General features: G+C 58.7%; 24 protein-coding genes. 15 read left to right on the forward strand and 9 right to left on the reverse strand.

Going from position 1 to position 24114, the window contains the following annotated elements; all coding sequences use genetic code 11:
* Positions 1 to 21: 21 nt before the first annotated feature.
* Positions 22 to 996, forward strand: a complete 975-nt coding sequence (locus HK22_RS03350; RefSeq protein WP_086648351.1) for a glycosyltransferase — start codon at positions 22 to 24, stop codon at positions 994 to 996.
* Between the two features lie 20 nt (positions 997 to 1016).
* Here the strand turns inward: HK22_RS03350 and HK22_RS03355 are convergent, their stop codons facing one another.
* The gene (locus HK22_RS03355) at positions 1017 to 1529 is read right to left on the reverse strand and encodes a L,D-transpeptidase (RefSeq protein WP_086648473.1); all 513 of its coding nucleotides are present in this window, start codon (positions 1527 to 1529) and stop codon (positions 1017 to 1019) included.
* Positions 1530 to 1692: 163 nt separating this feature from the next.
* On the opposite strand from HK22_RS03355, the gene HK22_RS03360 reads away from it, so the two are divergent.
* Positions 1693 to 2427 carry a response regulator transcription factor gene (locus tag HK22_RS03360; RefSeq protein ID WP_062107902.1) on the forward strand — a complete coding sequence of 245 codons (735 nt, stop codon included), beginning with the start codon at positions 1693 to 1695 and terminating at the stop codon, positions 2425 to 2427.
* Positions 2428 to 2452: 25 nt separating this feature from the next.
* On the opposite strand, the gene xth is transcribed toward HK22_RS03360, so the two are convergent.
* Positions 2453 to 3250 (reverse strand): exodeoxyribonuclease III, encoded by a 798-nt coding sequence (gene xth, locus HK22_RS03365; RefSeq protein ID WP_062108007.1) that lies wholly within the window; start codon positions 3248 to 3250, stop codon positions 2453 to 2455.
* Positions 3251 to 3331: 81 nt separating this feature from the next.
* Between xth and HK22_RS03370 the strand changes: the two genes are divergently transcribed.
* The 4 genes from HK22_RS03370 (at position 3332) to HK22_RS03385 (ending at position 7991) form a co-directional block, all read left to right on the forward strand.
* Positions 3332 to 4339 carry a dipeptidase gene (locus HK22_RS03370; protein WP_086648352.1) on the forward strand — a complete coding sequence of 336 codons (1008 nt, stop codon included), beginning with the start codon at positions 3332 to 3334 and terminating at the stop codon, positions 4337 to 4339.
* 315 nt (positions 4340 to 4654) lie between these two features.
* The gene (uvrC, locus tag HK22_RS03375; RefSeq protein ID WP_143412380.1) at positions 4655 to 6592 is read left to right on the forward strand and encodes an excinuclease ABC subunit UvrC; all 1938 of its coding nucleotides are present in this window, start codon (positions 4655 to 4657) and stop codon (positions 6590 to 6592) included.
* Between the two features lie 89 nt (positions 6593 to 6681).
* Positions 6682 to 7284 carry a CDP-diacylglycerol--glycerol-3-phosphate 3-phosphatidyltransferase gene (gene pgsA / locus HK22_RS03380; RefSeq protein ID WP_062032004.1) on the forward strand — a complete coding sequence of 201 codons (603 nt, stop codon included), beginning with the start codon at positions 6682 to 6684 and terminating at the stop codon, positions 7282 to 7284.
* 101 nt (positions 7285 to 7385) lie between these two features.
* Entirely contained in the window at positions 7386 to 7991 is a 606-nt protein-coding gene (locus HK22_RS03385) for a hypothetical protein (protein ID WP_086648353.1), read from the forward strand.
* A gap of 52 nt (positions 7992 to 8043) precedes the next feature.
* On the opposite strand, the gene lexA is transcribed toward HK22_RS03385, so the two are convergent.
* Positions 8044 to 8763, reverse strand: coding sequence for a transcriptional repressor LexA (gene lexA / locus HK22_RS03390; RefSeq protein ID WP_086648354.1), 720 nt, complete (start codon positions 8761 to 8763; stop codon positions 8044 to 8046).
* A gap of 304 nt (positions 8764 to 9067) precedes the next feature.
* On the opposite strand from lexA, the gene rpmG reads away from it, so the two are divergent.
* Positions 9068 to 9235 (forward strand): 50S ribosomal protein L33, encoded by a 168-nt coding sequence (gene rpmG / locus HK22_RS03395; RefSeq protein WP_011253780.1) that lies wholly within the window; start codon positions 9068 to 9070, stop codon positions 9233 to 9235.
* An 84-nt stretch (positions 9236 to 9319) separates the two neighbouring features.
* Here the strand turns inward: rpmG and HK22_RS03400 are convergent, their stop codons facing one another.
* Complete coding sequence (locus HK22_RS03400) at positions 9320 to 9649, reverse strand: septum formation initiator family protein (protein WP_062032014.1); 330 nt, start codon at positions 9647 to 9649, stop codon at positions 9320 to 9322.
* A 141-nt stretch (positions 9650 to 9790) separates the two neighbouring features.
* The gene (eno, locus tag HK22_RS03405; RefSeq protein ID WP_062032018.1) at positions 9791 to 11071 is read right to left on the reverse strand and encodes a phosphopyruvate hydratase; all 1281 of its coding nucleotides are present in this window, start codon (positions 11069 to 11071) and stop codon (positions 9791 to 9793) included.
* 101 nt (positions 11072 to 11172) lie between these two features.
* Here eno and HK22_RS03410 point away from each other — a divergent pair, with 101 nt between their 5' ends.
* Positions 11173 to 11649 carry a DUF3429 domain-containing protein gene (locus HK22_RS03410; RefSeq protein ID WP_233142365.1) on the forward strand — a complete coding sequence of 159 codons (477 nt, stop codon included), beginning with the start codon at positions 11173 to 11175 and terminating at the stop codon, positions 11647 to 11649.
* Here the strand turns inward: HK22_RS03410 and kdsA are convergent.
* The 4 genes from kdsA to tpiA all read right to left on the reverse strand — a co-directional run bounded on the left by kdsA (position 11646) and on the right by tpiA (position 15349).
* Positions 11646 to 12470: a 3-deoxy-8-phosphooctulonate synthase gene (gene kdsA / locus HK22_RS03415; protein WP_086648356.1), complete on the reverse strand. Its 825-nt coding sequence runs from the start codon at positions 12468 to 12470 to the stop codon at positions 11646 to 11648. The two genes, HK22_RS03410 and kdsA, sit on opposite strands and share 4 nt — an antisense overlap.
* The gene (locus tag HK22_RS03420; RefSeq protein WP_062107911.1) at positions 12467 to 14098 is read right to left on the reverse strand and encodes a CTP synthase; all 1632 of its coding nucleotides are present in this window, start codon (positions 14096 to 14098) and stop codon (positions 12467 to 12469) included. The genes kdsA and HK22_RS03420 overlap by 4 nt, the downstream gene beginning before the upstream one ends.
* Positions 14099 to 14201: 103 nt before the next feature.
* Entirely contained in the window at positions 14202 to 14552 is a 351-nt protein-coding gene (secG, locus tag HK22_RS03425; RefSeq protein WP_062032034.1) for a preprotein translocase subunit SecG, read from the reverse strand.
* Entirely contained in the window at positions 14549 to 15349 is an 801-nt protein-coding gene (tpiA, locus tag HK22_RS03430; RefSeq protein ID WP_086648357.1) for a triose-phosphate isomerase, read from the reverse strand. The genes secG and tpiA overlap by 4 nt, the downstream gene beginning before the upstream one ends.
* A 190-nt stretch (positions 15350 to 15539) precedes the next feature.
* Here tpiA and HK22_RS03435 point away from each other — a divergent pair, with 190 nt between their 5' ends.
* The 7 genes from HK22_RS03435 to HK22_RS03465 all read left to right on the forward strand — a co-directional run bounded on the left by HK22_RS03435 (position 15540) and on the right by HK22_RS03465 (position 24111).
* The gene (locus HK22_RS03435) at positions 15540 to 17489 is read left to right on the forward strand and encodes a peptidyl-prolyl cis-trans isomerase (protein ID WP_086648358.1); all 1950 of its coding nucleotides are present in this window, start codon (positions 15540 to 15542) and stop codon (positions 17487 to 17489) included.
* Positions 17489 to 18901: an anthranilate synthase component I gene (trpE, locus tag HK22_RS03440; RefSeq protein WP_086648359.1), complete on the forward strand. Its 1413-nt coding sequence runs from the start codon at positions 17489 to 17491 to the stop codon at positions 18899 to 18901. Before HK22_RS03435 ends, trpE begins: the two co-directional genes overlap by 1 nt.
* Positions 18902 to 18962: 61 nt before the next feature.
* The gene (locus tag HK22_RS03445) at positions 18963 to 19559 is read left to right on the forward strand and encodes an aminodeoxychorismate/anthranilate synthase component II (RefSeq protein ID WP_086648475.1); all 597 of its coding nucleotides are present in this window, start codon (positions 18963 to 18965) and stop codon (positions 19557 to 19559) included.
* Positions 19556 to 20659, forward strand: a complete 1104-nt coding sequence (gene trpD, locus HK22_RS03450; RefSeq protein WP_086648360.1) for an anthranilate phosphoribosyltransferase — start codon at positions 19556 to 19558, stop codon at positions 20657 to 20659. The genes HK22_RS03445 and trpD overlap by 4 nt, the downstream gene beginning before the upstream one ends.
* Positions 20656 to 21582 carry an indole-3-glycerol phosphate synthase TrpC gene (gene trpC / locus HK22_RS03455; protein ID WP_062032052.1) on the forward strand — a complete coding sequence of 309 codons (927 nt, stop codon included), beginning with the start codon at positions 20656 to 20658 and terminating at the stop codon, positions 21580 to 21582. Before trpD ends, trpC begins: the two co-directional genes overlap by 4 nt.
* Before the next feature lie 153 nt (positions 21583 to 21735).
* The gene (pdhA, locus tag HK22_RS03460; RefSeq protein WP_086648476.1) at positions 21736 to 22740 is read left to right on the forward strand and encodes a pyruvate dehydrogenase (acetyl-transferring) E1 component subunit alpha; all 1005 of its coding nucleotides are present in this window, start codon (positions 21736 to 21738) and stop codon (positions 22738 to 22740) included.
* A 3-nt stretch (positions 22741 to 22743) separates the two neighbouring features.
* Complete coding sequence (locus HK22_RS03465) at positions 22744 to 24111, forward strand: pyruvate dehydrogenase complex E1 component subunit beta (protein WP_086648361.1); 1368 nt, start codon at positions 22744 to 22746, stop codon at positions 24109 to 24111.
* The last annotated feature ends 3 nt before the right edge of the window (positions 24112 to 24114 follow it).

The raw sequence follows: 24114 nt of genomic DNA on the forward strand, positions 1-24114 counted from the left end.
TCCAGAAAACGGAGAACGCGCATGAGCGTACAGACCTGCGTTTGCTACTGCACTGACCAGTCTTATCTTTTCCCTACTCTTGTCAGTGCACTTCAGGCGCGCGCTCATGCGGCAGCGGACATCGCAGACATTATCATTGTATGCTTTGACGTTGACGCTGTGACATTTCCCATCGCAGGCTCAATCTGCAAAAAAAATAACATTATTATTTTTTCAAGATCAAGATCTGACATTGACGGTGCGTCAGCTATGCTTGGAAGACTTTATCTAGATAATATTTTACCGAAAAATTACAAAAATATTCTTTATATTGATGGCGATACTCAGATCAAATACTGTCTGAATAAATTATTGTCTTCCCCTCCACCTAAAGAGCATTTTTTCGCTTCTGCCGATCCTATGGTTTTTCTTCTCGAGGATGATTCACGTGAAGGCGAAGGTGTACGGGAACATTTTGTAGATATTGGACTGACGTCCCAGAAGTCCACTTTGTATTTCAATACGGGCGTTCTTTATTTTCATCGGTCAGCATGGGCGGCGATTGCGGAGCAAGCACGAACCGTCATTCGTTCCCAGAGCAGGATGTCCAGATTCCCCGATCAGGATATTCTCAACCTCGTAGGCATCGAGCGCGTACTACCCATGTCCTTATCATGGAACTTTCCTGTCTTTCTGTTCAATGCCGATCTGGAAGACACTATCCAGCCAAAAATTGTTCACTACATGTCACAGCCGAAGCCATGGGAAGGAATTTTTCGCCCCTGGCAGGCAGTCGACTATGAGCCATATCCGGCGTTTGTCGCCGCTTATCCTGAAATTTCCGGACTGTGGAAAAGTAGTTCGCCACTGCGAAAAGCACGATATCTCGCACAGCAAAACTACAAACGTTTCTGCGAAACCCGGAGATGGGGGCGCGGTCCCTTGCACGCCCGTATTCTCGACTACGAAGCCAGATGTCGGAATGGCGCGGAGCAGACCGAACAGCTTTCATTCTGAAGCTACCTACCGCTTTTATCTCAGGACGGCTTTTCTACTGTAATATGCGACAATCCCGCTTCGAGAAACGCACGGAGGTCCTTTTCCTCAAGGGCAACACAGCCTTCCGTATATCCGCTGGCGGGCGGCAGATGCAGGAAAATAGCCGATCCGTCTCCCGATTTTACCGGGGCATCATTCCAGCCCAGAACGATGCAGAGATCATAGACATGATCGTCACGCCACAGGTTTTCGCAAGAGGCCGGGTGAGGGAGCGCTACAGCGCGATTGTAGTCGGAATGGGTGGGGTCATCACACCAGCCATCATTGGCGGCGAGAGGTTCGACGGAAAGTTCCGCTGTGCAGATGGGACGTGAGGTCCGGTCCGCACGGTAGAGGACACGCCGGAGCGGCAGTTCCCCCACGGGAGTACGAAGGTCTCCTTCCGTTTTGTCAAGGGACAGCCCGCGCCGTCCGATCAAAACCGGAACGATTTTCCCCTGAAAGTGAAGAAAAGCGCGGTCTCCAGCGGTTCTCAAAATAGCTTTAGCCATAATGCTGTTTCCTTTTTCGGCTGTACTTGCCATAGTCTGATGCGAAAGCATGCTGCTTTCTTCCCGTTTACCGGGAATGGTAAGTCCGGATGTGCAAGTTACGAACACCGAATTTTTACGGATGTGACGTTTCTTCCGTCGCGATAGAACGAGACAGGTTATTATGGCAGGTCCACGCCCCATCCTGGTTGTTGACGATGATGATACGCTCCGTCGTCTTCTGGCAGAGCAGCTTCAGCACGGCGGCGAACTGGAAGCGGTTGAGGCGACGTCCGTTGCCGCAGCGCGCGAGCTTCTCGCCAAACCTGGTGCCCGGTATGATGCCATGCTGCTGGACATTACCCTCCCCGATGGTGACGGGCGCGACTTCTGCGCCGAATTGCGGCGCGCGGGCATCCGCATGCCGATCATCATCCTGACCGGTTCCGATGACGAACACGACGTGGTGCGCGGCCTTGATGCAGGCGCCAACGACTACGTTGCCAAGCCTTTCCGGATCGGTGAGCTTCTGGCCCGCCTGCGGGCCCAGTTGCGGATTTTCGAGAACAGCGAAGACGCCGTCTTTGAGATCGGCCCCTATGCATTCCGTCCGTCTGCCAAGCTGCTCGTCGAAACCGCCCGTAACCGTCGGATCCGCCTGACGGAGAAGGAGGCCGCGATCCTGAAATATCTCTATCGTGCGGGTCAGCGCCCGGTGGCGCGTCAGGTACTTCTGAACGAAGTATGGGGCTACAACGCGGCCGTCACGACCCATACGCTCGAGACGCATATCTACCGACTGCGCCAGAAGATCGAGCCAGATCCGGCACGCACGTCACTTCTGATTACGGAAGGTGGTGGCTATCGTCTTGATCCTGAAGGACGTGGCGTGATCGGCTCCGACAGCCTGTCAGCCTGAAGGCTGACAGGAAGCGGGCGAAGAGTCAGGCCGGGTCGAAGTCCAGCACAACAGGAACGTGATCCGACGGGCTGTCCCAGTCTCGCACATCCTGAAGAACCCTGATATCCCTCAGGCCCGGCATGAGGTCGGGCGTCATCCAGACATGATCCAGCCGCCGACCGCGGTTGGATTTTTTCCAGTCTTTATTGCGGTATGACCACCAAGTGTAGAGCTTCTCCGGCTCCGGCGTGATCGTCCGCATGGCATCCTGAAATCCCGTCGCCATCCACGCCTTCAGGCGTTCAATCTCAGGCGGCGTGTGACTGACGATCTTCAGAAGTTGCTTATGACTCCAGACGTCATGCTCCAGAGGCGCGATGTTGAGATCGCCTACCAGAATGCTGCGGGCAGGAGGCGCACTGGTGAACCAGCTGGTGGCTTCATCCACGAACGCCAGTTTGTGGGCAAATTTTTCGTTTTCCACCGGGTCGGGGATATCGCCACCTGCCGGCACGTAGAAATCATGCAGCAGGATCGGACCGGCTGGCGTCGCAATACTCGCAGCCACATGGCGGCAGTCCGAGCGCGTGCACCAGTCGGGCGTTCCAGCAACGCTTTGCAGTGGATGTCGCGACAGGATCGCCACACCATTATAACCCTTCATGCCTTTATAGACCTGATGGGGCAGGCCCATTTCAACCAGGGCCTGAGCGGGAAAGAGCGGATCCGGGACTTTCGTTTCCTGTAGACAGACGATGTCCGGGTTTTCCTGTTCGACGATCTGCTTCAGCAGCGGCAGTCTGAGTCGAAGGGAATTGATGTTCCAGGTGATGAGACGCATGACGACTGGATCGACCGGATCAGGCGTTTTGACAAGCACCCTCTTGCACACAAAGCTTTCCCGTCCGATCTAGAACGAACCATGACTGATCTGCACCACACACTCCTGACGCTTGATTCCCATATCGATATTCCCTGGCCGGACCGACAGGATGCCTGGACGGAAGACACACCCAGACAGGTGAACGTTCCCAAGACGCGTAAAGGTGGCCTGAAAGCAGTGTGTCTTGCGGCCTATATTCCGCAGGGCGCACGCGATGATGCCGGGCATGCTGAAGGCTGGGACCGGGTTCAGGGCATGCTGGACGTGATTTCCGGAATCGAAGGACGACAGGGCAATCACAGCGCATGCGTCTGCCGGACGGCGGCAGATGTGCGTGCGGCCTATGAAGCGGGCGACCTTGCCGTCATTCCGGCGATCGAAAACGGACATGGTCTGGGTGGACAGCCGGAGCGTATCGCGGAACTCGCCCGTCGCTATGGCGTACGATACATGACCCTGACCCATAACGGACACAATGCGCTCGCGGACGCGGCCATTCCGCGCAAGGATCTGGCGGATGCCGAAACGCTTCATGGAGGGCTGTCAGAGCTAGGGCGTGAGGCGATCGCACACATGAACCGCTCCGGCGTTCTGGTGGACGTCTCCCATGCGGCAAAATCGACCATGATGCAGGCGAGCGAGATTTCCGCCACGCCGGTTTTCGCCAGTCACTCCTGTGCCCGCGCCCTGTGCGATCACCCGCGCAATCTGGACGATGAACAGCTTGACCGCCTGAAAGAAACAGGTGGCCTGATTCAGGTGACGGCCATGGGCTCCTTTCTGAAAAAAGGCGGCGGCGGCACGGTCGAAGATCTGGTACGGCACGTCTCGTATATTGCGAACCGGATCGGCGTCGAGCATGTCGGGATTTCTTCGGACTTCGATGGCGGTGGTGGAATTCCGGGTTGGAAAGACGCAACCGAGACCGCGAATGTCACGCATGCTCTTCAGGCGGCAGGTTTCACCGATGCGGAAATTTCTGCCATCTGGGGTGGTAACATGCTGCGTCTTCTGGAGACTGCCGAAAAAGCCACAACGGTGCTCTGAAAGCAGCCTTGAAAATACGCTTCGACAGACCCTGAGAGAACAGAACATGATCATGATGGACAAAACAGGAGCCGCGTCGTCCACCATGACCTGCTGAGGCGTTTGCAGGCCGTCTGTCGATCCTTTCCACCCTCCCGAACAGGGGGTGATGGAATGGGAAGGAAAGCAAGAAACAAGCGTTTTCAATGACTTGCAAAAGATGATTAAAAATTGGGCAATCTGATGACAGGTCTGGCAAACCGTGGCTTTCATGATTCTGTCACGGAGCAGCCCACAGACTTTTCCACAGGTTCAGTGGATGACTGAAAAAGCCGAATGACCGACCTTCCTCCACACAGTTCCGACCTGTCTGACGACCATGGCGCACTCCCTGTTTCTGCGGGAAACACGCAGGGTGTCGAGGCCATTCGTGAGGCATTGAAGACCATTCCCTACAGCCCTGGCGTGTATCGCATGCTCAGCGCGAAGGGGGAGGTGCTGTATGTCGGCAAGGCGCTGAGCCTGAAGAAGCGCGTCTCGTCCTATACCCGCACCAACCAGCTTCCCGAGCGGCTGCGGCGCATGGTGTCGATGACGGTTTCGATGGAAATTGTCATCACGAAGACAGAAGCGGACGCACTGCTTCTGGAGGCGAACTACATCAAGCGCATGAAGCCGCGCTTCAACATCCTGCTGCGTGACGACAAGAGCTATCCGTGGCTGATGCTGACTGAAAGTCACGAATTTCCGCAGATCACCAAACAGCGCGGCAAGCCCGTCAAAGGCGCAACCTATTGGGGGCCGTTTGCAAATGCCTGGGCCGTCAACCAGACACTCAATCTGGTGCAGCGCAGCTTCCTGCTCCGGTCCTGTTCGGATGCCGTGCTAAACAGCAGAACGCGGCCCTGCCTGCTGTACCAGATCAAGCGCTGCTCAGCGCCCTGTGTGGATCGCATCTCCGGACCTGATTATGCGAAACTGGTTGACGAGGCCCGCCAGTTTCTCTCGGGACACAGCACGAACCTGCAACAGCGTCTGGCAGCCGAGATGGAGCAGGCTTCGCAGGACATGGATTATGAGCGGGCTGCATCGATCCGGGACAGGATTCGTGGATTTGCCAGCATTCAGGGATCCAGCACCGTTAACCCGGCGTCGATCAATGACGCGGATATCATGACGATCTGGCAGGAAGCCGGCCAGAGCTGCATTCAGGTATTCTTCATCCGAGGCAGCCGCAATAATGGTAACCGGGCATTCTACCCGGCCCATGCCGAGGAAGAGACAGCAGCAGACGTGCTGTCGGCGTTCATGATCCAGTTTTATGACAACAAACCGCCACCGCCCACGATTCTGGTGAACTGTGAGATTCCGGAACTGAATCTGGTCGAGGAAGCACTCAGCATCAGGCGCGGACAGAGGGTCGAAATCCTCAGACCACAGCGGGGTGAAAAAAAGGACGTCGTAGGGCACGCAGCCCTGAACGCCCGGGAAGCGCTGGAACGTAAGCTGGCCGAGAATACCGGACAGCGCAAACTGCTCGAAGGGGTTGCGGAGGTCTTTGGTCTTCCTGAAACGCCGCAACGTATCGAAACCTATGATAACTCCCATATCATGGGGCAGGCCCCCTATGGCGTGATGGTCGTAGGTGGCCCCGAAGGCTTCAACAAACGCGCCTATCGCAAATACGGCATCAAGGGACCAGTCGCGCCGGGAGATGATTTCGGCATGATGCGCGAAGTCATGGAACGCCGGTTCGGAAAACGCCCGGAGAACGGAGAGCGCCCGGAAGACTGGCCGGATCTGCTTCTCATCGACGGCGGCCTCGGGCAATTCAACGCCGTACGGAAAGTTCTCTCCGACATTGGTGTGAGCGGAATTCCGATCGTGGCCATCGCCAAAGGTCCGGACCGGGATGCCGGGCGGGAATGGTTCTTCACGGAGACAAAACCGCCCTTCCAGCTCCCTCCGCGAGACCCGGTTCTCTACTATCTGCAAAGACTACGCGACGAAGCACACAGGTTTGCAATCACCACACACAGGGCAGGGCGCTCCAAGGGGTTACGCAGTTCCGAACTGGACACTGTACCGGGAATCGGAGCTGCTCGGAAAAAAGCCCTGCTCAATCATTTCGGCTCTGCAAAATCTGTCAGACAGGCGAGTCTTGAGGAGCTGGAAAGCGCGCCTGGTATCAGTTCCAGCACGGCAAATGCCATATACGGGCATTTTCATCCAGAATGGGTCCAAAAGGCCTCAGCCGATCATCGCAGCTCCTGAACCTAGTCAGCGATTTACACGAAAAATACATCTTTCACGCACACATTGGCGCATACCGGTATGAGGGAAACTGTTCTAGACTGATTGTGATGCTGACAGATCTGCCAAATATCCTGACACTGCTGCGTATCGCGTCCATTCCCGTACTGGTCGTGCTGCTCTCCGTGCACTCGCCGACTGCGAATGTGATCGCCTGCGTGGTCTACACGGCCGCTTGCATCACGGACTATCTGGACGGTGCACTGGCCCGTCGCTGGCAACAGCTTTCCGAACTGGGCCGGATGATGGACCCGATCGCGGACAAGCTTCTTGTCGGATCTCTTCTGCTGGCTCTGGCAGGGCTGACACAGCTGCCGGTTTATTCGCTTTATGCAGCGATCATCATCATGATCCGCGAAATTCTGGTCAGCGGTCTGCGGGAATACATGGCGTCCCAGCGCGAAACGCTCCCATCGACACGACTGGCGAAATGGAAAACCGGCATCCAGATGGTAGCGATCGGTTTTCTGATCGGTGGCGACGGGGCCGCAGAAATGCTGGGACTTTCCTTTCTGCCGGCAACGCTGATTGGCGGAATCTTCCTTTGGCTTTCCGTGATTCCGACAGTCATCAGTGGCTGGGGTTATCTGACCGCGGGACTGACCCGCATCATGGCAGGGCAATCCCGCAAATCATCCAAAATCAGCTTCTGACGTCATACGGCGAAAGAATGTAGCGTTCTTCGACTGTCTTCATCTGGCGCTCCGTTACAAGGACCGCTAAAGGTCATGGATTGATCTCGTGGGAGTAAGAAATGCGGAAGACCGCTCTGCTGGCACTACCTCTCGCTCTGAGCGGCTGTTCAGGCATGGGCAAGTATATCCGCGACACGATGGTCTGGACGGCTCTCGATAATCCGAACGGCCCTCATGGAGACAGCGAGAATATTCATCGCGCGCGTGGCGAAAAATATTCCGAAACTCCAATTTTTCCCGAAAGCGGCAACATCTGGCCGGGGGCTCCGCAACCGCTCCCAACGCTCAAGGACGTCGCAAACCCCAATAGTACGTTCAGCCATGCTCTCGGCGATCCGGCGACCTATTTTGGTGGCGCTGCGCTCGATGAAAACTTCATGGGTGGAATCGCCGGCAAGGGAGCTCTGGGAGCATCCGGGCCGCAACTCATGCAGGGCCAGAGCCTTTCAGTCGGCGAAGGCGCTGATACCCACCAAGGCGTGTCTCGAGACCGCACCCATCTTGTTCCGACACTTCCTTCGTCAGTTCCCGACAGCGCAGCCCGCTTTCTGAACAAGAGTCCCAGCAAAGCCATCGTTATCCCGAACGGGGACGGCACCAGCACGGTCATCGGTCCGGATGGCAGCGTAAAGGTCATTCACGGAACGTCTTTGCCCCCCAAGTAAGGTTTTGCTGACGGTTCTGGGCCGCCAGCATTTGCCTTCAGGATCTCAGACTTCAGTACTGACGGAAAAGCGCGATCAAACGCCCCTGAATGTGCACGCGCTCCGCTGGAAAAATACGCGTTTCGTAGTCCCGATTGGCGGCTTCGAGCGCGATCATCGACCCACGACGACGCAGTTTCTTAAGCGTCACTTCTTGGCCATCAATCAGGGCAACAATAATCTGTCCGTTCTCGGCCGTCTCACGTCGCCGGATAATGGCGATGTCCCCATCCAGAATCCCAGCTTCGATCATCGAATCGCCCGCCACGGTGAGTGCGTAATGCTCTCCAGTGCCCAGAAGCGAAATCGGGACCTCAATCCTGTCGCTGTCATCCTGCATGGCCTCAATAGGCAAACCGGCTGCGATGCGACCATAAAGAGGAATGCTGATGGTCTGACGATCATTGGCGACGCTGGCTTCGGAGAAAGTCCCGTCAAGACCCGTCTCCCCCTGACTGAGAACAGCCGGAACGAAAGCGGCCTCTGTCGTCGGCATAACGGCAGGAGCCTCGGTGCCCATATGAGGCAGGCGCAGCACTTCGAGCGCGCGTGCGCGATGATGGTGACGCCGCAGGAATCCACGCTCCTCCAAAGCGGAAATCAGGCGATGAATGCCTGATTTGGAACGCAGTTCGAGAGCATCTTTCATTTCATCGAAAGAGGGAGAATATCCCGTCCGGCGAAGATGATCGTCGATATACAGCAAAAGCTGGTGCTGTTTGCGGGTCAGCATACAGGCGCTCCCATGCGCCTCGGCGGAGGCAGGTCAAAACAGGGCACAGAATGACAGTCATCCTGCATTTGTTCCTTATAGGTTCCTCTCTATTGCCCTACAAGCAAAGAGAGTGCTCCCCCATAGGCATCCGGCACGATTTTCTGGTCCACAAACTCTTTGAAACTACAGGAAAACCGCTAAATCTTGCGCAAAGGCCTTGACCTCCGAGCCACAAATCAGCATGGTGCGCCAAATCTAGAGATCAACATGCTGCATCGACACCTTCGAGCGGCATAAGTTATGGCGAAAGCCCGAGGGTATCATGGGAAAGAGCAACGTTATTCAGATCCGGCTCGTTTCGTCAGCTGAGACCGGCTACTTCTACGTCACGAAGAAGAATGCCCGTTCTGCTACGGGAAAGATGGAAGTACGCAAGTACGATCCGGTTGCACGCAAGCACGTCGTGTTCCGCGAAGCCAAGATCAAGTAAGACTGTTCCAACAGTCTTCATAAAAAAAAGCGGCCTTCGGGCCGCTTTTTTTATACCTCGAGGGCTGATTATTTCAACGACTGCTCAAAACAGCTTGTCATGCGGTCCGTAGGGGACAACCAGATCGCCACTGCGCGTCAGGTTCATCGTGGCACGGGCGCGCTCATCCAGCATGTCAGCATCCAGCGCTTTTTCCTTGAGGGCAACAACACGACGCCGCCAGACATTCTGCTCATCGTCTGCATCCTGCCTGGCCTGAAGGGCATCTTTCTGAAGCTGGGTCTGCTCCTGATAGGCATGGATCCCATGCGCACCGTGCAGCGCGTTCCAGCCGAAATAGACCGTGAGAGACAGGAAAAATGCCGGAGGAGCTACGGCGCGGACACCACGTTTGATAAGTCGGATCAGTGTCACGTCGTGAAAACTCCGTTCTGAGAGACTATCTCAATTTATATCAGTCATTTGTGACCAGACAATGAAGGATATGAATATCAATCATATCCGGCCACGAAATAACGGCCCCATTCCCGAAAGGGATGAGGCCGTTGAGCATTTTCAGGAGTTTCGGAGGATGTTGCGACCGGCATAGCGGGCCGCACTGCCAAGCTGCTGCTCAATACGGATGAGCTGGTTATATTTTGCCGTACGGTCAGAGCGGGAGAGGGAGCCCGTCTTGATCTGGCCGCAGTTCGTTGCAACCGCGAGGTCAGCAATGACGGAATCTTCCGTCTCGCCCGAGCGATGGCTCATGACGCAGGCGTAACCGGCCTTGTGAGCGGTTTCGACGGCCTCTAGCGTCTCGGTCAGCGTACCGATCTGGTTGACCTTCACAAGCAGCGCATTCCCGGTACCGGCCTTGATGCCACGGCGCAGACGTTCGGGGTTGGTGACGAACAGATCGTCACCAACGAGCTGGAGCTTCTTACCCAGACGGGTCGTCAGTTCAGCCCAGCCTTCCCAGTCATCTTCCGCAAGTCCGTCTTCAATGGAAACGATCGGGTAGCGGTTCGCCAGATCTTCAAGGTAGGAAATCATGCCCGAAGCATCGAATTCCTTGCCTTCACCCTTCAGATTGTAGCGACCGTCCGCGTAAAATTCGGTCGCGGCGCAATCGAGCGCGAAGGTCACGTCCTCGCCCAGACGATACCCAGCAGCTTCAACGGATTTTGCAATAAATCCAAGAGCTTCATCAGCAGACTTCAGGTTCGGTGCGAAGCCGCCTTCATCGCCGACATTGGTGTTGTAACCAGCCTCGGAGAGACCTTTCTTCAGGCGTGCGAAAATTTCCGAGCCCATGCGAATGGCATCCGCAACCGTCGGCGCACCGACCGGCTGGATCATGAATTCCTGAATATCGATCGGATTGTCGGCGTGCTCGCCACCATTGACGATGTTCATCATCGGCACGGGGAGAAGGTGGGAATAGGCACCGCCAACATAGCGATATAACGGAAGCTCCAGCTCCTCGGCAGTGGCCTTGGCGACGGCGAGCGAAACGCCGAGGATGGCGTTGGCGCCCAGCCGGGACTTGTTGGAGGTTCCGTCCAGATCAATCATCGCGTTATCAATGGCGATCTGATCTTCCGATTCGGCGCCCTGAAGAACTTCAAGAATGTCGTTCTCGACATGACTACAGGCCTTAAGGACGCCCTTACCGCCATAGCGGGACTTGTCACCATCGCGCAGTTCCACGGCTTCATGGGCACCTGTGGAAGCGCCGGACGGGACAGCCGCGCGGCCGCGGGCACCGGAGGACAGCTCGACTTCGACCTCGACAGTGGGATTGCCGCGGCTGTCCAGGATTTCGCGGGCGATGATATCAACGATGGCGCTCAATGGAAGCTCTCCTGGGATACGTGAACCGGGTTGGCTCGTGACCGTTCGGAATGGAACAGCTATTTCAAGTCTCAAAATCACGCCCTGAGGTCAACGACGACATGCGCCTTCCTTTTCCCATTTTCGTGCTTGGCATTGCCGGGCTGATCCCTTTCATGGCGCTCGGAGGATGGATCTTTCTGGCAGGGCTGTTCACGCCACTGCCAAATCTCAAGATCATTCTCCTGACGTATGCCGCCTGCATCCTGTCTTTTCTGGGGGCCGTACACTGGGGGCTGGCCATGGAGCGGCCGGACATCATCACTGTTGGCGGCACGTCCCAGCGGGACCGCCAGCGTCTTGTGCTGGGTGTCTGCCCTGCGCTCTGGGCATGGCTTACCCTCTGCATCGGTGTTCTAGGGCATGTCCGAGCCGGCTTCGGCCTCGAAATCATTGGTTTTGTCGGGACGTTCTTGGTGGAACGGGAAGCCTGGAGGAAAGGCGCGCTTCCCCCAGGCTATCTGCCGCTGAGAGCCGGACTGACGGCCATTGCGGTGCTGAGCCTGTTTCTGGCAGCTCTGGCCCCTTCCGGAAGTTAGGCCGGAAAGGATTTCGCCAGAGCGTCAAAGGCTTTCAGACGCGTCAGGAGGCTGCGCATTTCATGAAGCGGCACCATGGTCGGACCATCGCTTGGAGCATGGTCCGGGTCCTGATGCGCTTCGATGAAAACGGCGGCCACACCAATCGAGAGCGCTGCGCGAGCCAATGGCTCAACGAATTCACGCTGCCCACCGGTTGACGCCCCGAGGCCACCCGGCTGCTGCACGGAATGCGTCGCATCGAACACCACGGGATAGCCCGTCTGTGCCATGATCGGCAGGCCGCGCATATCGCTGACAAGCGTATTGTAGCCGAAACTCGTCCCACGATCGCAGAGCATGATGCGCTCATTGCCCGTTGAAGCAATCTTGGCTGCAACATTGCCCATGTCCCACGGTGCGAGGAACTGGCCCTTCTTGATGTTGATGGCACGGCCGGTTTCGCCCGCAGCCAAAAGCAGATCCGTCTGGCGGCACAGGAACGCCGGGATCTGCAGAACATCCACCGCTTGAGCAGCAGGTGCGCACTGCTCGGCGGTGTGCACGTCCGTCAGAACGGGAACGCCGAATCGCTCGCGGATGCCGGCGAGGATCTCCAGACCGGCCTCCATGCCTACTCCGCGCGCGGCATTGACCGAGCTCCGGTTGGCCTTGTCGAAGCTGCTTTTATAGATCAGCCCGATTCCCAACTCACGGCAGATGGCGGAGAGGACATCGGCCATCTCCGTTGCGTGCTCGCGGGATTCGATCTGACACGGACCAGCGATCAGCGTGAAAGGCTGATCCTGACCGACCGTGAGGTCTCCGATCCGGAAGCTCACTTGCTGTGAGCCTCCTTGACGGCGGCACCGATAAAGCCTGCGAACAACGGATGCGGATCGAAAGGCTTGGAGAGCAGTTCCGGATGGTACTGCACAGCCACGAACCACGCGTGATCCGGGTATTCCACCACTTCCGGCAGCACACCGTCAGGAGAGAGGCCGGAGAATCGCAGACCCGTCTTTTCGAGGCGGTCCTTGTAATGCGCGTTGACTTCCCAGCGATGACGATGGCGCTCGCGGATTTCCGTACGGCCATAGATCTCAGCCACGCGGGAGCCGGGAACCAGCTTTGCCGGATAGGCGCCCAGACGCATCGTGCCGCCCAGATCGCCGCCTTCACGACGGCGGAGCAGTTCGCCACCACGCGCCCATTCCGTCATCAGCCCGACCACAGGCTCATCCGTCGGACCGAATTCGGTGGAAGACGCCTTGGGAAGGCCCGCAAGCGAACGGGCACATTCGACCACGGCCATCTGCATGCCAAAGCAGATCCCAAGGAACGGGATATTGTTCTCGCGGGCATAACGGACAGCCTGGATCTTGCCTTCCGCACCGCGTTCCCCAAACCCGCCGGGAACGAGGATGGCATCTGCATCCTTCAGGCGCTCGGCGATATTACCGTTCTTTTCGAATTCTTCCGATTCGATCCAGTCCAGATTGACCTTCACATGATTGGCGATGCCACCATGCAGCAGGGCTTCGGCCAGCGATTTATAGCTGTCGAGCAGGGCCGTGTACTTGCCGACAACTGCCACGCGGACTTCGGCTTCGGGTTCGCGTATCGCATGAACGATCTTTTCCCAGCGCGAAAGGTCCGGCTTGCTGTCATACGGCAGGCCGAAATAGCGCAGGACTTCCTGATCCATTCCTTCGTTGTGATAGGAAATGGGGCAGGCATAGATCGTGTCCACGTCAAGCGCCGCAATGACGGCTTCCGGGCGGACATTGCAGAAATTGGCGATCTTGCGACGCTCGTTGTCCGGAATGGGACGATCCGAGCGACACAGCAGCATCTGCGGCTGGATACCGACATTCTGCAGTTCCTTGACGGAATGCTGCGTGGGCTTGGTCTTGAGTTCGCCGGCTGCCGGGATGTAGGGCAGGAGTGTCAGATGCACGCACATGGTCTGGGCGTGGCCAAGGTCATTGCGGAGCTGACGAATGGCCTCGAGGAACGGAAGGCTTTCGATATCGCCAACCGTGCCGCCGATTTCCACGAGCACGAAATCGTAATCGTCAGTACCGGAGACCACGACGTCCTTGATGGCGTCCGTGATGTGCGGAATGACCTGTACGGTCCCGCCCAAATAGTCGCCGCGACGTTCGCGCGCGATCACATCCGAGTAAATGCGTCCCGTCGTGGTGTTGTCAGCACGGGACGCGTGAACGCCTGTGAAGCGTTCATAATGACCGAGGTCGAGGTCGGTTTCCGCCCCGTCATCGGTAATGAACACCTCACCGTGCTGGTACGGGCTCATGGTGCCCGGGTCCACGTTGAGATAGGGGTCCAGTTTGCGCATGCGGACCTTGTATCCGCGCGCCTGGAGGAGAGCAGCGAGGGCCGCTGAAGCGATGCCCTTGCCGAGAGAAGATACCACACCGCCGGTGATGAATACGAAACGCGTCATGGGCGGTCTTCATACACTGCCGACATGGGGCAGGGGAAGCGAAGAGACGCGTCTGTGAGAAAGATCCCCGTTAAAAAATCTGAACGGGGATTTTCAGTGTCGCTCAGTGAGCGGGTGTGGACGCCGGAGCGGCAGGAGCTGCCGGTGTTGTGGGCGCAGGCGTTGTGGTCGTCTGCGTCGCGGCAGGCGGTTGCGCCAGAATGTCGCGCGAGCCGACGCCGGAGGATGCGCCACGGTTCATGACGGCCAGCACCAGGCACAGCAGCATGAAGATTCCCGCAAGAACGGACGTAGCACGCGTGAGAAGCGTTGCCGTTCCGCGGCCGCTCATGAAAGAGCCCATGCCCTGGCCGCTGCCGATTCCGAGGCCACCGCCTTCGCTGCGCTGGATGAGGATCACCCCGATCAGCGCCAGTGTGACCAGCAGGTTGAGAGCAAGCAGAAGAGTGGTCATGAACGATAGGGTCCGGACAGTGGTTGGGCAGACAGGCGGAGAGAGGCTGATTCGGCAATGCGCAGAAAGCTCTTCGCTTCCAGACTGGCACTGCCCACCAGCACCCCTCCGAGCGACCCGATGGAAAAAATGGTCGGCGCCTGAGCCGGTGTTACGGAGCCGCCATACAGGATCGGGACATGAATGTCATCCATCTTGAGGCGCGACTGCAACAGTCCGTGAAGCAGGGAGAGGGTCCGCTCGAGCTCGTCAATTGGCGGAACGGAGCCGCTGCCGATGGCCCAGACCGGCTCATAGGCCAGGACGCCACTGAAGTCATCCATAAGCGATCCTTCGACCTGCGTTGCCAGAACGGTGGTCGTGCGTCCTTCGAGACGCTCTTCCATCGTCTCGCCGATACAGACGACGGGGATGAGCCCCGCTGCCTCGGCGGCTTCGACTTTCCGGCGGATCAGCGCATCGGTTTCGCCATGAGCCTGACGACGCTCGGAATGACCGAGGATGACATACTGCACCCCCAGATCGGACAGCATGTCCGCTGAAATGTCACCGGTATGCGGTCCGGACGATGTTGTGTGACAGTCCTGGGCTCCAAGACAAAGAGGGGCGGCAGGGCCTGCGGCATTTATGATGCCGTGAACACTCGCAAGCTGTGTGAAGGGCGGGCATAGGACGAGCCGCACATCATCTGGAAGGGCCTGGGCACCTTCGGCGACGGCACGGGCCAGACGGGTGGACTGCTCGCGCAGTCCGTGCATCTTCCAGTTACCAACGACAAGTCTTGGGGATGGGATCACTCTTCCTCCTTCGTGGCGACATCTGCGGAATGACCGCTCAATCGGGGCATAAGGACCGGGCGGTGCGCAAAAGGATGCTTTCCGTTCCGGTCTGCTTCTGGTCAAGCCGTTCTCACGACATTATGGTGCGGCAAGTTTAGCGGGCCTTCCGTGTCCGTACCATCCCGTCATCCGGATCTGCCCTGACCCCATGATTATCTCGCTCCGCCATCTTTTTGTTGACTCCTGGATCGGCCGTGCCGCCGCATTGCTGATCTTTCTGGCCTTTATCGGTTGGGGCGTGGGAGATGTTTACTCCAATCTGGGCGCGACCGGGTCCAACGAAATCGTGCGCATCGGCGATCGGAGCGTTACGCCGGACGATTTCAGCCGCGCGCTCTCGGCCCAGCTTCCGGCTGTCGCCAAGCAGATCGGGCTTGCCGATCCCTCTAGGCTACCGCGGAGCGAGGTGGAGCAGATCGCACGCCAGACGCTTCAAAATCTTGTGATGCAGAATGAAATCCAGCTTGCGGCCGAACGTGGCGGCATGATGGTGCCCGACGATCTGGTGCGGCAGGAAATTTTTGCCATTCCAGCCTTCCATGATGCTGCCGGAAAATTCGACCGCAGCGTTTTCAACGAGCGCCTGACACGCATGGGCTTTACCGAAGGCAGACTGATCCAGGTCATCCGCGAAGATATCGCATCCCGTGGCCTGTTGCAGTGGATCGGGCAGGCCGTTGTGGCGCCCCCGTCACTGACGGAACGCATGCTGTCTTTCGATGCAAACCAGCGTGTTTTTGATCTGGTGGAAATCCCGTTTGCGAGTGGCGCCGTGACCGCACCTCCCACGGACGAACAGCTTCACCGTTTCTATGACAATCATCCGCAGATGTTCCGCACGACAGAGTACCGTCATGCCAAGATGGTCATCATGACAGCGGACAGCGTTGCCAAAACGATCGAGGTTCCGGACGACGTTCTTCATCGTCTGTACGATTTTCAGGCGCGCACCTACGACATGCCCGAGACGCGGACGCTCCAGGTCCTGACATTTGCGGACCAGACCAAGGCCGCTGCGGCAACGGCCGCATGGAAAGGTGGAATGTCATGGGACGATATCCAGAAGAAATTCCCCGAAGCCGCAGCCGTTTCCCTGCCGTCGGTTCGCCAGAGCGATATCCCCAACCCCGAGCTTGCCAAGGCCGCTTTCGCTGCACAGCCTGACCGTATTTCCGGCCCGGAAAAGACCGGGATGGGATGGGTTGTGTTCAACATCACGGCCATTGCAGCCCCTCACAAGACGACGTTCGAGCAGGCAAAAGACGATCTGAAAAAACAGGTCCAGACGCAGGAAGCAAGCGAGGCTCTTCAGGCACGCCAGAAGCAGTTTCAGGACGCGGTTGCAGGATCTTCAACGCTAGATCAGATCCCCGGCGATCTCGGCGCCGTTCCGGCTGCAGGCACGCTGGATTCCAGTGGTATGACGCAGGACGGTCTGCCCGCACCCATTCCGGGCGACGAGGCGCTGCGTCAGGCCATTGTTCAGCAGGTTTTCACACAGTCCAAAGGTGCCCAGCCAACGGTCGTGAGCGGCCCGAACGGCACCTTCTTCTCAGTGCTGGTCGATGATGTCCGCCCCGGAACCCTCAAGCCTTTCGACAGCGTACGCGATCAGGTCGTTCAGGCATGGACAGCCGAGCAGAAGCGCCGCGCCGCCAATCTGCGCGCAACGGCCCTGTTCGGCACCGCAAAGGCAGGTACGCTGCGCAAGGCCATGGACGGACAGCCGGAGGCTTCGACCATGCGCCAGGACGTCAGCGTCTCACGCGTTCATCCCGATCAGAGCCTGCCCCAGAACATCCTTCGTGGGATCTTCGATCTCAAGCCGGGTGCGACCGGAATGTTCGAAACGCCGGATGCATTCTGGCTCGTCAACGTGACCGCCGATCGTCCGGCTTCGGCAGAAGACCTGAAGTCCCTTGGAACCCGTCTGGCGGACGACTATCGCCAGTCTATGCAGTCCGATATTCCGATGGTTCTGAATGCCGCGATGGAAAAGGCTGTTCCGCCTTCGCGTATCAATATGGCGCTTTACAATCAGGTCGTGACGGCCGCCATTCCGGCCAGCGCACCGGCCGCAGAAAACGGGGCGCACTGATGGGTATCGTCTACAGCATTGAGGCCGCCGATCTCCTAACGCCTGTTTCGGCTTTTCTCAGACTGTCGAACCTGTCGGATGATCCGTACCGCCTGCTGCTGGAAAGCGTCGAGGGCGGTGCCGCGCGTGGACGCTATTCCGTTATAGCGCTGGTGCCGGATCTGGTCTGGAAATCCCGTGACGGGAAGGTCACGCTTGATGGCAAGCCCCTCGATGGGGTCCCGCTCGAGACGCTCAAGACCATCGTGGACGAAAGCCAGATGGATCTTCCGAGCGGAATGCCTCCCATGATCGGCGGCGTCTTCGGCGTGCTGGGCTACGACATGGTGCGGCAGATGGAGCGTCTGCCGAATGCGCCGGTCAATGATCTGGGCTTGCCGGAAGGGATCATGATCCGTCCGCGCCTGTTTGCGGTCTTCGATTCCGTTCGGGACGAACTGACACTGGCCGTGCCGGTCCGTGGAAACACGACGGATGCGGATGCTCATGCGCTTCTGGACAGGGCGCGGGCAGCTCTGGCTGCGCCACTTGGAGATGCGCGCGAGACGCTGCCTTCCGGCACGGAACTGGCAGCACCTACCTCCAACATGACGCAGCAGCAGTTCGAAGACCATGTCCGCAAGGCACAGGACTATATTGCGGCGGGCGATGCCTTCCAGATCGTGCCGAGCCAGCGCTTTACCACGCCGTTCCCGCTCTCGCCGCTCTCGCTTTACCGAAGCCTGCGGCGCGTCAATCCGGCACCGTTCCTGTTCGTGATGGAGCTTGAGGACTACGCGCTCGTGGGGTCCTCGCCGGAAATTCTGGTGCGGCTGCGTGACGGCGAGGTTACGGTCCGTCCGCTGGCCGGCACCCGTCCGCGCGGTGCGGACCGGGAAGAAGACCTCGCACTGGAAAAGGAGCTTCTGGCCGACCGCAAGGAACTGGCCGAGCACCTGATGCTAATTGATCTGGGTCGCAATGATGTGGGCCGCGTCTCGCAGCTCGGGACCGTCGCGGTTCCGGAGCAGTTCGTCGTCGAGCGCTACAGCCATGTGATGCATATTTCCTCGACCGTCACGGGCCGCATCAGGGAGGGCAGCACGGCGATGGACGCGCTTGTGGCCGCGTTCCCCGCAGGAACCCTGACAGGTGCGCCCAAGATCCGCGCCATGGAGATCATCGACGAGCTGGAGCCGACACGACGTGGGCCGTATTCCGGCTGCGTCGGATATTTCGGTGCTGATGGTGAGATGGACACCTGCATCGGTCTGCGCATGGCCGTTCTCAAGGACGGCAACATGTATGTGCAGGCCGGATGTGGCGTGGTGGCGGACAGCGACCCGAATGCCGAGTTCCGCGAGACGCAGGCCAAGGCCCGCGCGCTCTTCCGGGCGGCGGAAATCGCGGTTGCGACCGCAGCCAAAGCCTGACGGAGGGCCGACACACGATGTGTTGTTTGACGAAAAAGGGCGCGAAGGTCATTCTGCTGCCATGATCCTTCTCATCGACAATTACGACAGCTTCACGTTCAACATCGTCCATCACCTGGGAGCGCTTGGTATAACGTGTGACGTCCGCCGCAACGATGCGCTGAGTGTTGAAGAGGCTCTGGCGCTTAATCCGGCTGCCATCGTAATCTCACCCGGACCCGGCGCACCTGCGGAGGCCGGGATCTGTTGTGATCTGATCCGCGCGGCCGCGGGGCGAGTGCCAGTTTTCGGTGTATGCCTCGGCCATCAGGCCATCGGGCAGGTCTTCGGTGCCGAAGTCGTGCGGGCGCCCGTGCCGATGCACGGAAAGATCAGCGCCGTGCACCATGACGGGACGGGGGTTTTTGCCGGACTGCCCGATCCCGTCGATGTGGTACGCTATCACAGTCTGACGCTTCGGCCCGACAGTATCCCCCAGACACTGGTGGTCAATGCACGGACGGAAGATGGGGTCATCATGGGGGTTCGCCATCGCGACTATCCCGTGCATGGCGTCCAGTTCCACCCCGAAAGCATTGCCTCCGTTGCCGGACGCGAACTGCTGGCCAATTTCCTGGTGATTGCCGGGATTCCGGTCGCGACATCACAGGCCGCCTGACAGTGGGGGCTGATTTCACAGAGCTTCTGCACAAAGCTGCTTCGGGACAGGTTCTTAGCAGTCAGGAAGCAGAAAGTGCTTTCCATGCGATCATGGCGGGAACGGTCGACCCCGTTCATCTTTCCGCCTTCCTCACAGCCCTGAAACTGCGCGGGGAAACCTTCGCCGAACTGACAGGTGCTGTAAAAGCCGTCCGGCATCACATGACGCTCCTCCCGGATGTTCCGGCTGGCGCGATTGATGTGTGCGGAACAGGTGGGGATGGTCTGAAGACGCTGAACGTTTCGACAGCCGTGGCCTTCGTGCTGGCCGGTCTTGGCGTTCCCGTTGCCAAACATGGCAACCGCGCACTCTCATCGACCACAGGCGCAACAGATGTGCTGGAAGTGTTAGGGATTCCGCCTACCGCTGATCTGGCCCTGCAGGGCAGACGCCTGCGCGAAGACAATCTGGTCTTTCTCGCAGCCCCCCAGCACCACCCGGCGATGCGCCATGCGGCCCCTGTGCGCAAAACGCTTGGTTTCCGGACCCTGTTCAATCTGCTCGGGCCACTGTGCAATCCCGCTCAGGTTCGCCATCAACTGATCGGCGTGTTTGATGGTCGCTGGTGTGAACCTGTGGCGCGAGCACTTGGCGCGCTAGGTAGCCTGTCTGTCTGGGTCGTGCATGGCTCGACCTCCGAAGGGGGCAGCGACGAACTCACCCTTGCTGGCCCCTCTCAGGTATCCGCCTGGGAAAAAGACGCTCTTTTTTCGTTTGAGATCGAACCAGACATGGCCGGCCTGAAAGCCACTCCCATATCCGCCATCCGTGGCGGAGACGCCCGGACCAACGCATCCGCGCTGGTGTCTCTGCTGGAAGGCGCCGGTGACGCTTACCGTGATACGGTTCTTCTCAACGCGGCGGCCGCCCTGCATGTGGCAGGACGCGGCGATATCGTGAAGGGCGGGACGATTGACGTTCCGGCTTTCCGTCGCAATGTAGGTCTGGCGGCAGAGTCCATCGACCGTGGGCTCGCCCGTGCCGCGCTGGAACGTGCGCGTATGTCAGCCCATTCTCCGACCCATTCCATTGCTTCCACAGACGCAGGACGATCATGACATTCATGCACCATCGACCGGCGATGACATATTCGCCCGAGGGAACAGAACAGTTCCCTGACCCGGAAGTTCCGGAAACGACGACCCCTCCCATTAAAAATCCCGAAGCGGAGACTGCCGCAGACCGGAGCGACGTTCTCGCCCGGATCTGTGCCCGTACACGGGTGGACGTCGAGCAGCGCTCGCAGATCATGTCTCTCAAGGACATCACGGCGCGGGCACGGGAAGTCACCACCCCCACGCGGGGTTTCGGACAGGCGCTTCAGCACCTGACGGCGGACCGGCAGGTCGGACTGATTGCCGAAATCAAGAAAGCGTCTCCCTCTGCCGGGATCCTGCGTCCGGACTACGATCCGGTGAAGATCGCGCAGGACTATCAGGCCGCTGGTGCCACCTGCCTGTCCGTTCTGACGGAAGGCTCGTGCTTTCATGGCAGCACGGAAGATATCCGCGCCGTACGCGAAGCCTGCAGCCTGCCGATTTTGCGCAAGGACTTCATTCTTGACCCATGGCAGGTCCATGAAAGCCGCCTGATCGGCGCAGACTGCATTCTGCTGATCATGGCCGTACTGACCGAAACGCAGGCGGCAGAATTGATCGCGATTGCACGCGGACTGGACATGGACGTCCTGCTGGAAGTCCATGACGAGGCCGAACTGAACCGCGCACTGGCGCTGGATACGTTCCTGATCGGAATCAACAACCGCAATCTGCGGACCCTGAAGACCGACATCCAGACGACGATTGATCTCGCTCCCCTGGTTCCGCCGGATCGTCTGGTCGTCTCTGAAAGTGGCATCCGGACGCAGGATGACATGATGAAGGTCGGCGCCGTGGGCGCGAGTGCGGTTCTGGTGGGCGAGAGCCTGCTGCGTGAGCCCGATCCAGGTGTGGCGGCGCGCCGCCTGCTCGGTTTCGTTTGATCTCAGGCCGCCTTTCGGGGCGGTCTGAACCGTTTTTTCACGGCATATCCCACGGATCGGTACGCTTCGCGAAAGCGGGACATGGTCTGGTCTTTGGTGGCTTCTGCCGCTAAGAGCATGCGGGATTTTATGCATTTCCATCAGGAGACCGTCATGGACGAGACACCGTCCGCTTCAGGCCGGAGCAACGGTCCGGCCCTTTCGCCGGAGACCATGAAGCGCGCGTACAGGGACATGCTTCTTGTCCGGCGCTTTGAGGAAAAGGCTGGCCAGCTTTACGGCATGGGTCTGATCGGCGGCTTCTGCCATCTCTATATCGGGCAGGAAGCTGTTGTGGTCGGCATCGGCCTCAACATGAAGCAGGGCGACAAGTCCATCACGTCCTATCGTGACCACGGCCAGATGCTGGTTGCAGGCATGACGCCGCGCGGTGTCATGGCGGAACTGACGGGCCGGTCTGGCGGTTATTCGCGCGGCAAGGGCGGCTCCATGCATATGTTCTCCCGTGAAAAGGAGTTCTACGGCGGTCATGGCATCGTCGGCGCGCAGGTCGCACTGGGCACGGGTCTGGCTTTCGCGAACAAGTATCGCGGTACGGATGAAGTCTCGATCGTGTATTTCGGCGAAGGCGCATCGGCACAGGGGCAGGTTTATGAGAGCTTCAATCTCGCGGCCCTGCACAAGCTGCCCTGCATCTATGTGATCGAGAACAACCGCTACGGCATGGGCACGTCCATCGAGCGCGCCTCGGCCTCAAAGGACCTTTCGCGCAACGGCGAGCCCTGGGGCATTGCCAGCCGCAAGGTCGATGGCATGGACATTTTCGCAGTTCATGAAGCCGCGCAGGAAGCCGTGGAGCATTGCCGTGCTGGCAAGGGGCCGTTTCTGCTGGAAATGGAGACCTACCGCTATCGTGGGCATTCCATGTCTGATCCTGCAAAGTATCGCCAGCGCTCGGAAGTCGAGGAAATGCGCCGTACACGCGATCCGATCGAGACGCTGAAGGCCGAAATGCTGCGCAGCGGGATCGAAGAGAGCGTGTTCAGGGACATTGAGACAGACGTGAAAGCCATTGTCGCTGACGCGGCCGAATTTGCACAGACGAGCCCCGAGCCGGAACACTCCGAACTCTGGACTGATATTCTGGTGGAGGCCTGATCCATGGCATCTCTGATTCTGATGCCGGCTCTCTCGCCGACCATGACCGAAGGTACTCTGGCCCGCTGGGTTAAGAAGGCAGGTGAAGCCGTTTCTGCAGGCGACGTGATTGCCGAGATCGAAACCGACAAGGCGACCATGGAAGTGGAAGCCGTGGACGAAGGCGTAATCGGCAAGACGCTGGTGGCCGAAGGTACGCAGAATATCGCAGTTAACACGCCGATCGCCGTGCTTCTGGCCGAAGGCGAGGACGCTGACGCTGCGGACACTGTGACACGCTCTGCCGATCCAGCTGCCGGAGCCTCTGTGGCCATCGAAACACCGGCTGATCCGGGGATCGTGGAAGCGCCGGAAGTGGCGCAGGCCGAGAACGACCGGGACTGGGGCGAGACCAGTGAAATCACCGTTCGTCAGGCTCTGCGGGATGCGATGGCGGCCGAGCTTCGCCGTGATGAGGACGTGTTCCTGATCGGTGAGGAAGTGGCACAGTATCAGGGCGCCTATAAAGTCAGCCAGGGTCTGCTGGATGAGTTCGGTGAAAAGCGCATCATTGATACGCCGATCACGGAACATGGCTTCACGGGCATGGCCGTAGGTGCGGCACTGACCGGGCTCAAGCCGATCGTCGAGTTCATGACCATGAACTTCTCGCTGCAAGCCGTTGATCATATTATTAATTCCGCCGCAAAGACACTATACATGTCCGGCGGCCAGATGGGCTGTCCCATCGTGTTTCGTGGCCCAAACGGAGCTGCGGCCCGCGTGGGCGCACAGCACTCGCAATGTTTCGCAAGCTGGTTTGCGCATATTCCGGGCCTGAAGGTGGTCGCTCCCTGGTCGGCTGCGGATGCAAAGGGTCTGCTGCGGGCTGCCATTCGTGATCCGAACCCGGTCATCGTTCTGGAAAATGAGATCCTCTACGGTCAGAAATTCCCGTGCCCGGTGGATGAGGACTTCATCCTGCCGATCGGTCGTGCGAAGATCGAACGGGAAGGGACGGATGTGACGCTCGTGGCATTCTCCATCATGGTTGGCGTGGCGCTCGAAGCCGCAGCCATTCTGGCGGAAGAAGGCATTTCGGCAGAGGTCATCAATCTGCGCTCGATCCGTCCTCTGGATACCGAAACGATCGTGCGCAGTGTGAAGAAGACGAACCGGATCGTGTCCGTCGAGGAAGGCTGGCCAGTGGCGGGCATCGGGGCGGAAATCTGCACCGTGGCCGTCGAGCAGGCTTTTGACTGGCTTGATGCTCCTCCGGCGCGTGTCTGCGGGCTTGACCTGCCGATGCCTTATGCGGCCAATCTCGAAAAACTGGCACTTCCGAAACCCGACTGGGTGGTGAATGCCGTTCGCAAGCAGCTGCGGGACTGACAA

This window comes from Gluconobacter sp. DsW_056, from assembly GCF_002153595.1.
Classification (GTDB): domain Bacteria; phylum Pseudomonadota; class Alphaproteobacteria; order Acetobacterales; family Acetobacteraceae; genus Gluconobacter; species Gluconobacter albidus.

Excerpts from the sequence above, each read along its gene's own strand:
- HK22_RS03350 (WP_086648351.1), top strand. The coding sequence starts at position 22 with ATGAGCGTACAGACCTGCGTTTGCTACTGCACTGACCAGTCTTATCTT.
- HK22_RS03355 (WP_086648473.1), bottom strand. The coding sequence starts at position 1,529 with ATGGCTAAAGCTATTTTGAGAACCGCTGGAGACCGCGCTTTTCTTCAC.
- HK22_RS03360 (WP_062107902.1), top strand. The coding sequence starts at position 1,693 with ATGGCAGGTCCACGCCCCATCCTGGTTGTTGACGATGATGATACGCTC.
- xth (WP_062108007.1), bottom strand. The coding sequence starts at position 3,250 with ATGCGTCTCATCACCTGGAACATCAATTCCCTTCGACTCAGACTGCCG.
- HK22_RS03370 (WP_086648352.1), top strand. The coding sequence starts at position 3,332 with ATGACTGATCTGCACCACACACTCCTGACGCTTGATTCCCATATCGAT.
- uvrC (WP_143412380.1), top strand. The coding sequence starts at position 4,655 with ATGACCGACCTTCCTCCACACAGTTCCGACCTGTCTGACGACCATGGC.
- pgsA (WP_062032004.1), top strand. The coding sequence starts at position 6,682 with ATGCTGACAGATCTGCCAAATATCCTGACACTGCTGCGTATCGCGTCC.
- HK22_RS03385 (WP_086648353.1), top strand. The coding sequence starts at position 7,386 with ATGCGGAAGACCGCTCTGCTGGCACTACCTCTCGCTCTGAGCGGCTGT.
- lexA (WP_086648354.1), bottom strand. The coding sequence starts at position 8,763 with ATGCTGACCCGCAAACAGCACCAGCTTTTGCTGTATATCGACGATCAT.
- rpmG (WP_011253780.1), top strand. The coding sequence starts at position 9,068 with ATGGGAAAGAGCAACGTTATTCAGATCCGGCTCGTTTCGTCAGCTGAG.
- HK22_RS03410 (WP_233142365.1), top strand. The coding sequence starts at position 11,173 with ATGCGCCTTCCTTTTCCCATTTTCGTGCTTGGCATTGCCGGGCTGATC.
- HK22_RS03420 (WP_062107911.1), bottom strand. The coding sequence starts at position 14,098 with ATGACGCGTTTCGTATTCATCACCGGCGGTGTGGTATCTTCTCTCGGC.
- secG (WP_062032034.1), bottom strand. The coding sequence starts at position 14,552 with ATGACCACTCTTCTGCTTGCTCTCAACCTGCTGGTCACACTGGCGCTG.
- HK22_RS03435 (WP_086648358.1), top strand. The coding sequence starts at position 15,540 with ATGATTATCTCGCTCCGCCATCTTTTTGTTGACTCCTGGATCGGCCGT.
- trpE (WP_086648359.1), top strand. The coding sequence starts at position 17,489 with ATGGGTATCGTCTACAGCATTGAGGCCGCCGATCTCCTAACGCCTGTT.
- HK22_RS03445 (WP_086648475.1), top strand. The coding sequence starts at position 18,963 with ATGATCCTTCTCATCGACAATTACGACAGCTTCACGTTCAACATCGTC.
- trpC (WP_062032052.1), top strand. The coding sequence starts at position 20,656 with ATGACATTCATGCACCATCGACCGGCGATGACATATTCGCCCGAGGGA.
- pdhA (WP_086648476.1), top strand. The coding sequence starts at position 21,736 with ATGGACGAGACACCGTCCGCTTCAGGCCGGAGCAACGGTCCGGCCCTT.
- HK22_RS03465 (WP_086648361.1), top strand. The coding sequence starts at position 22,744 with ATGGCATCTCTGATTCTGATGCCGGCTCTCTCGCCGACCATGACCGAA.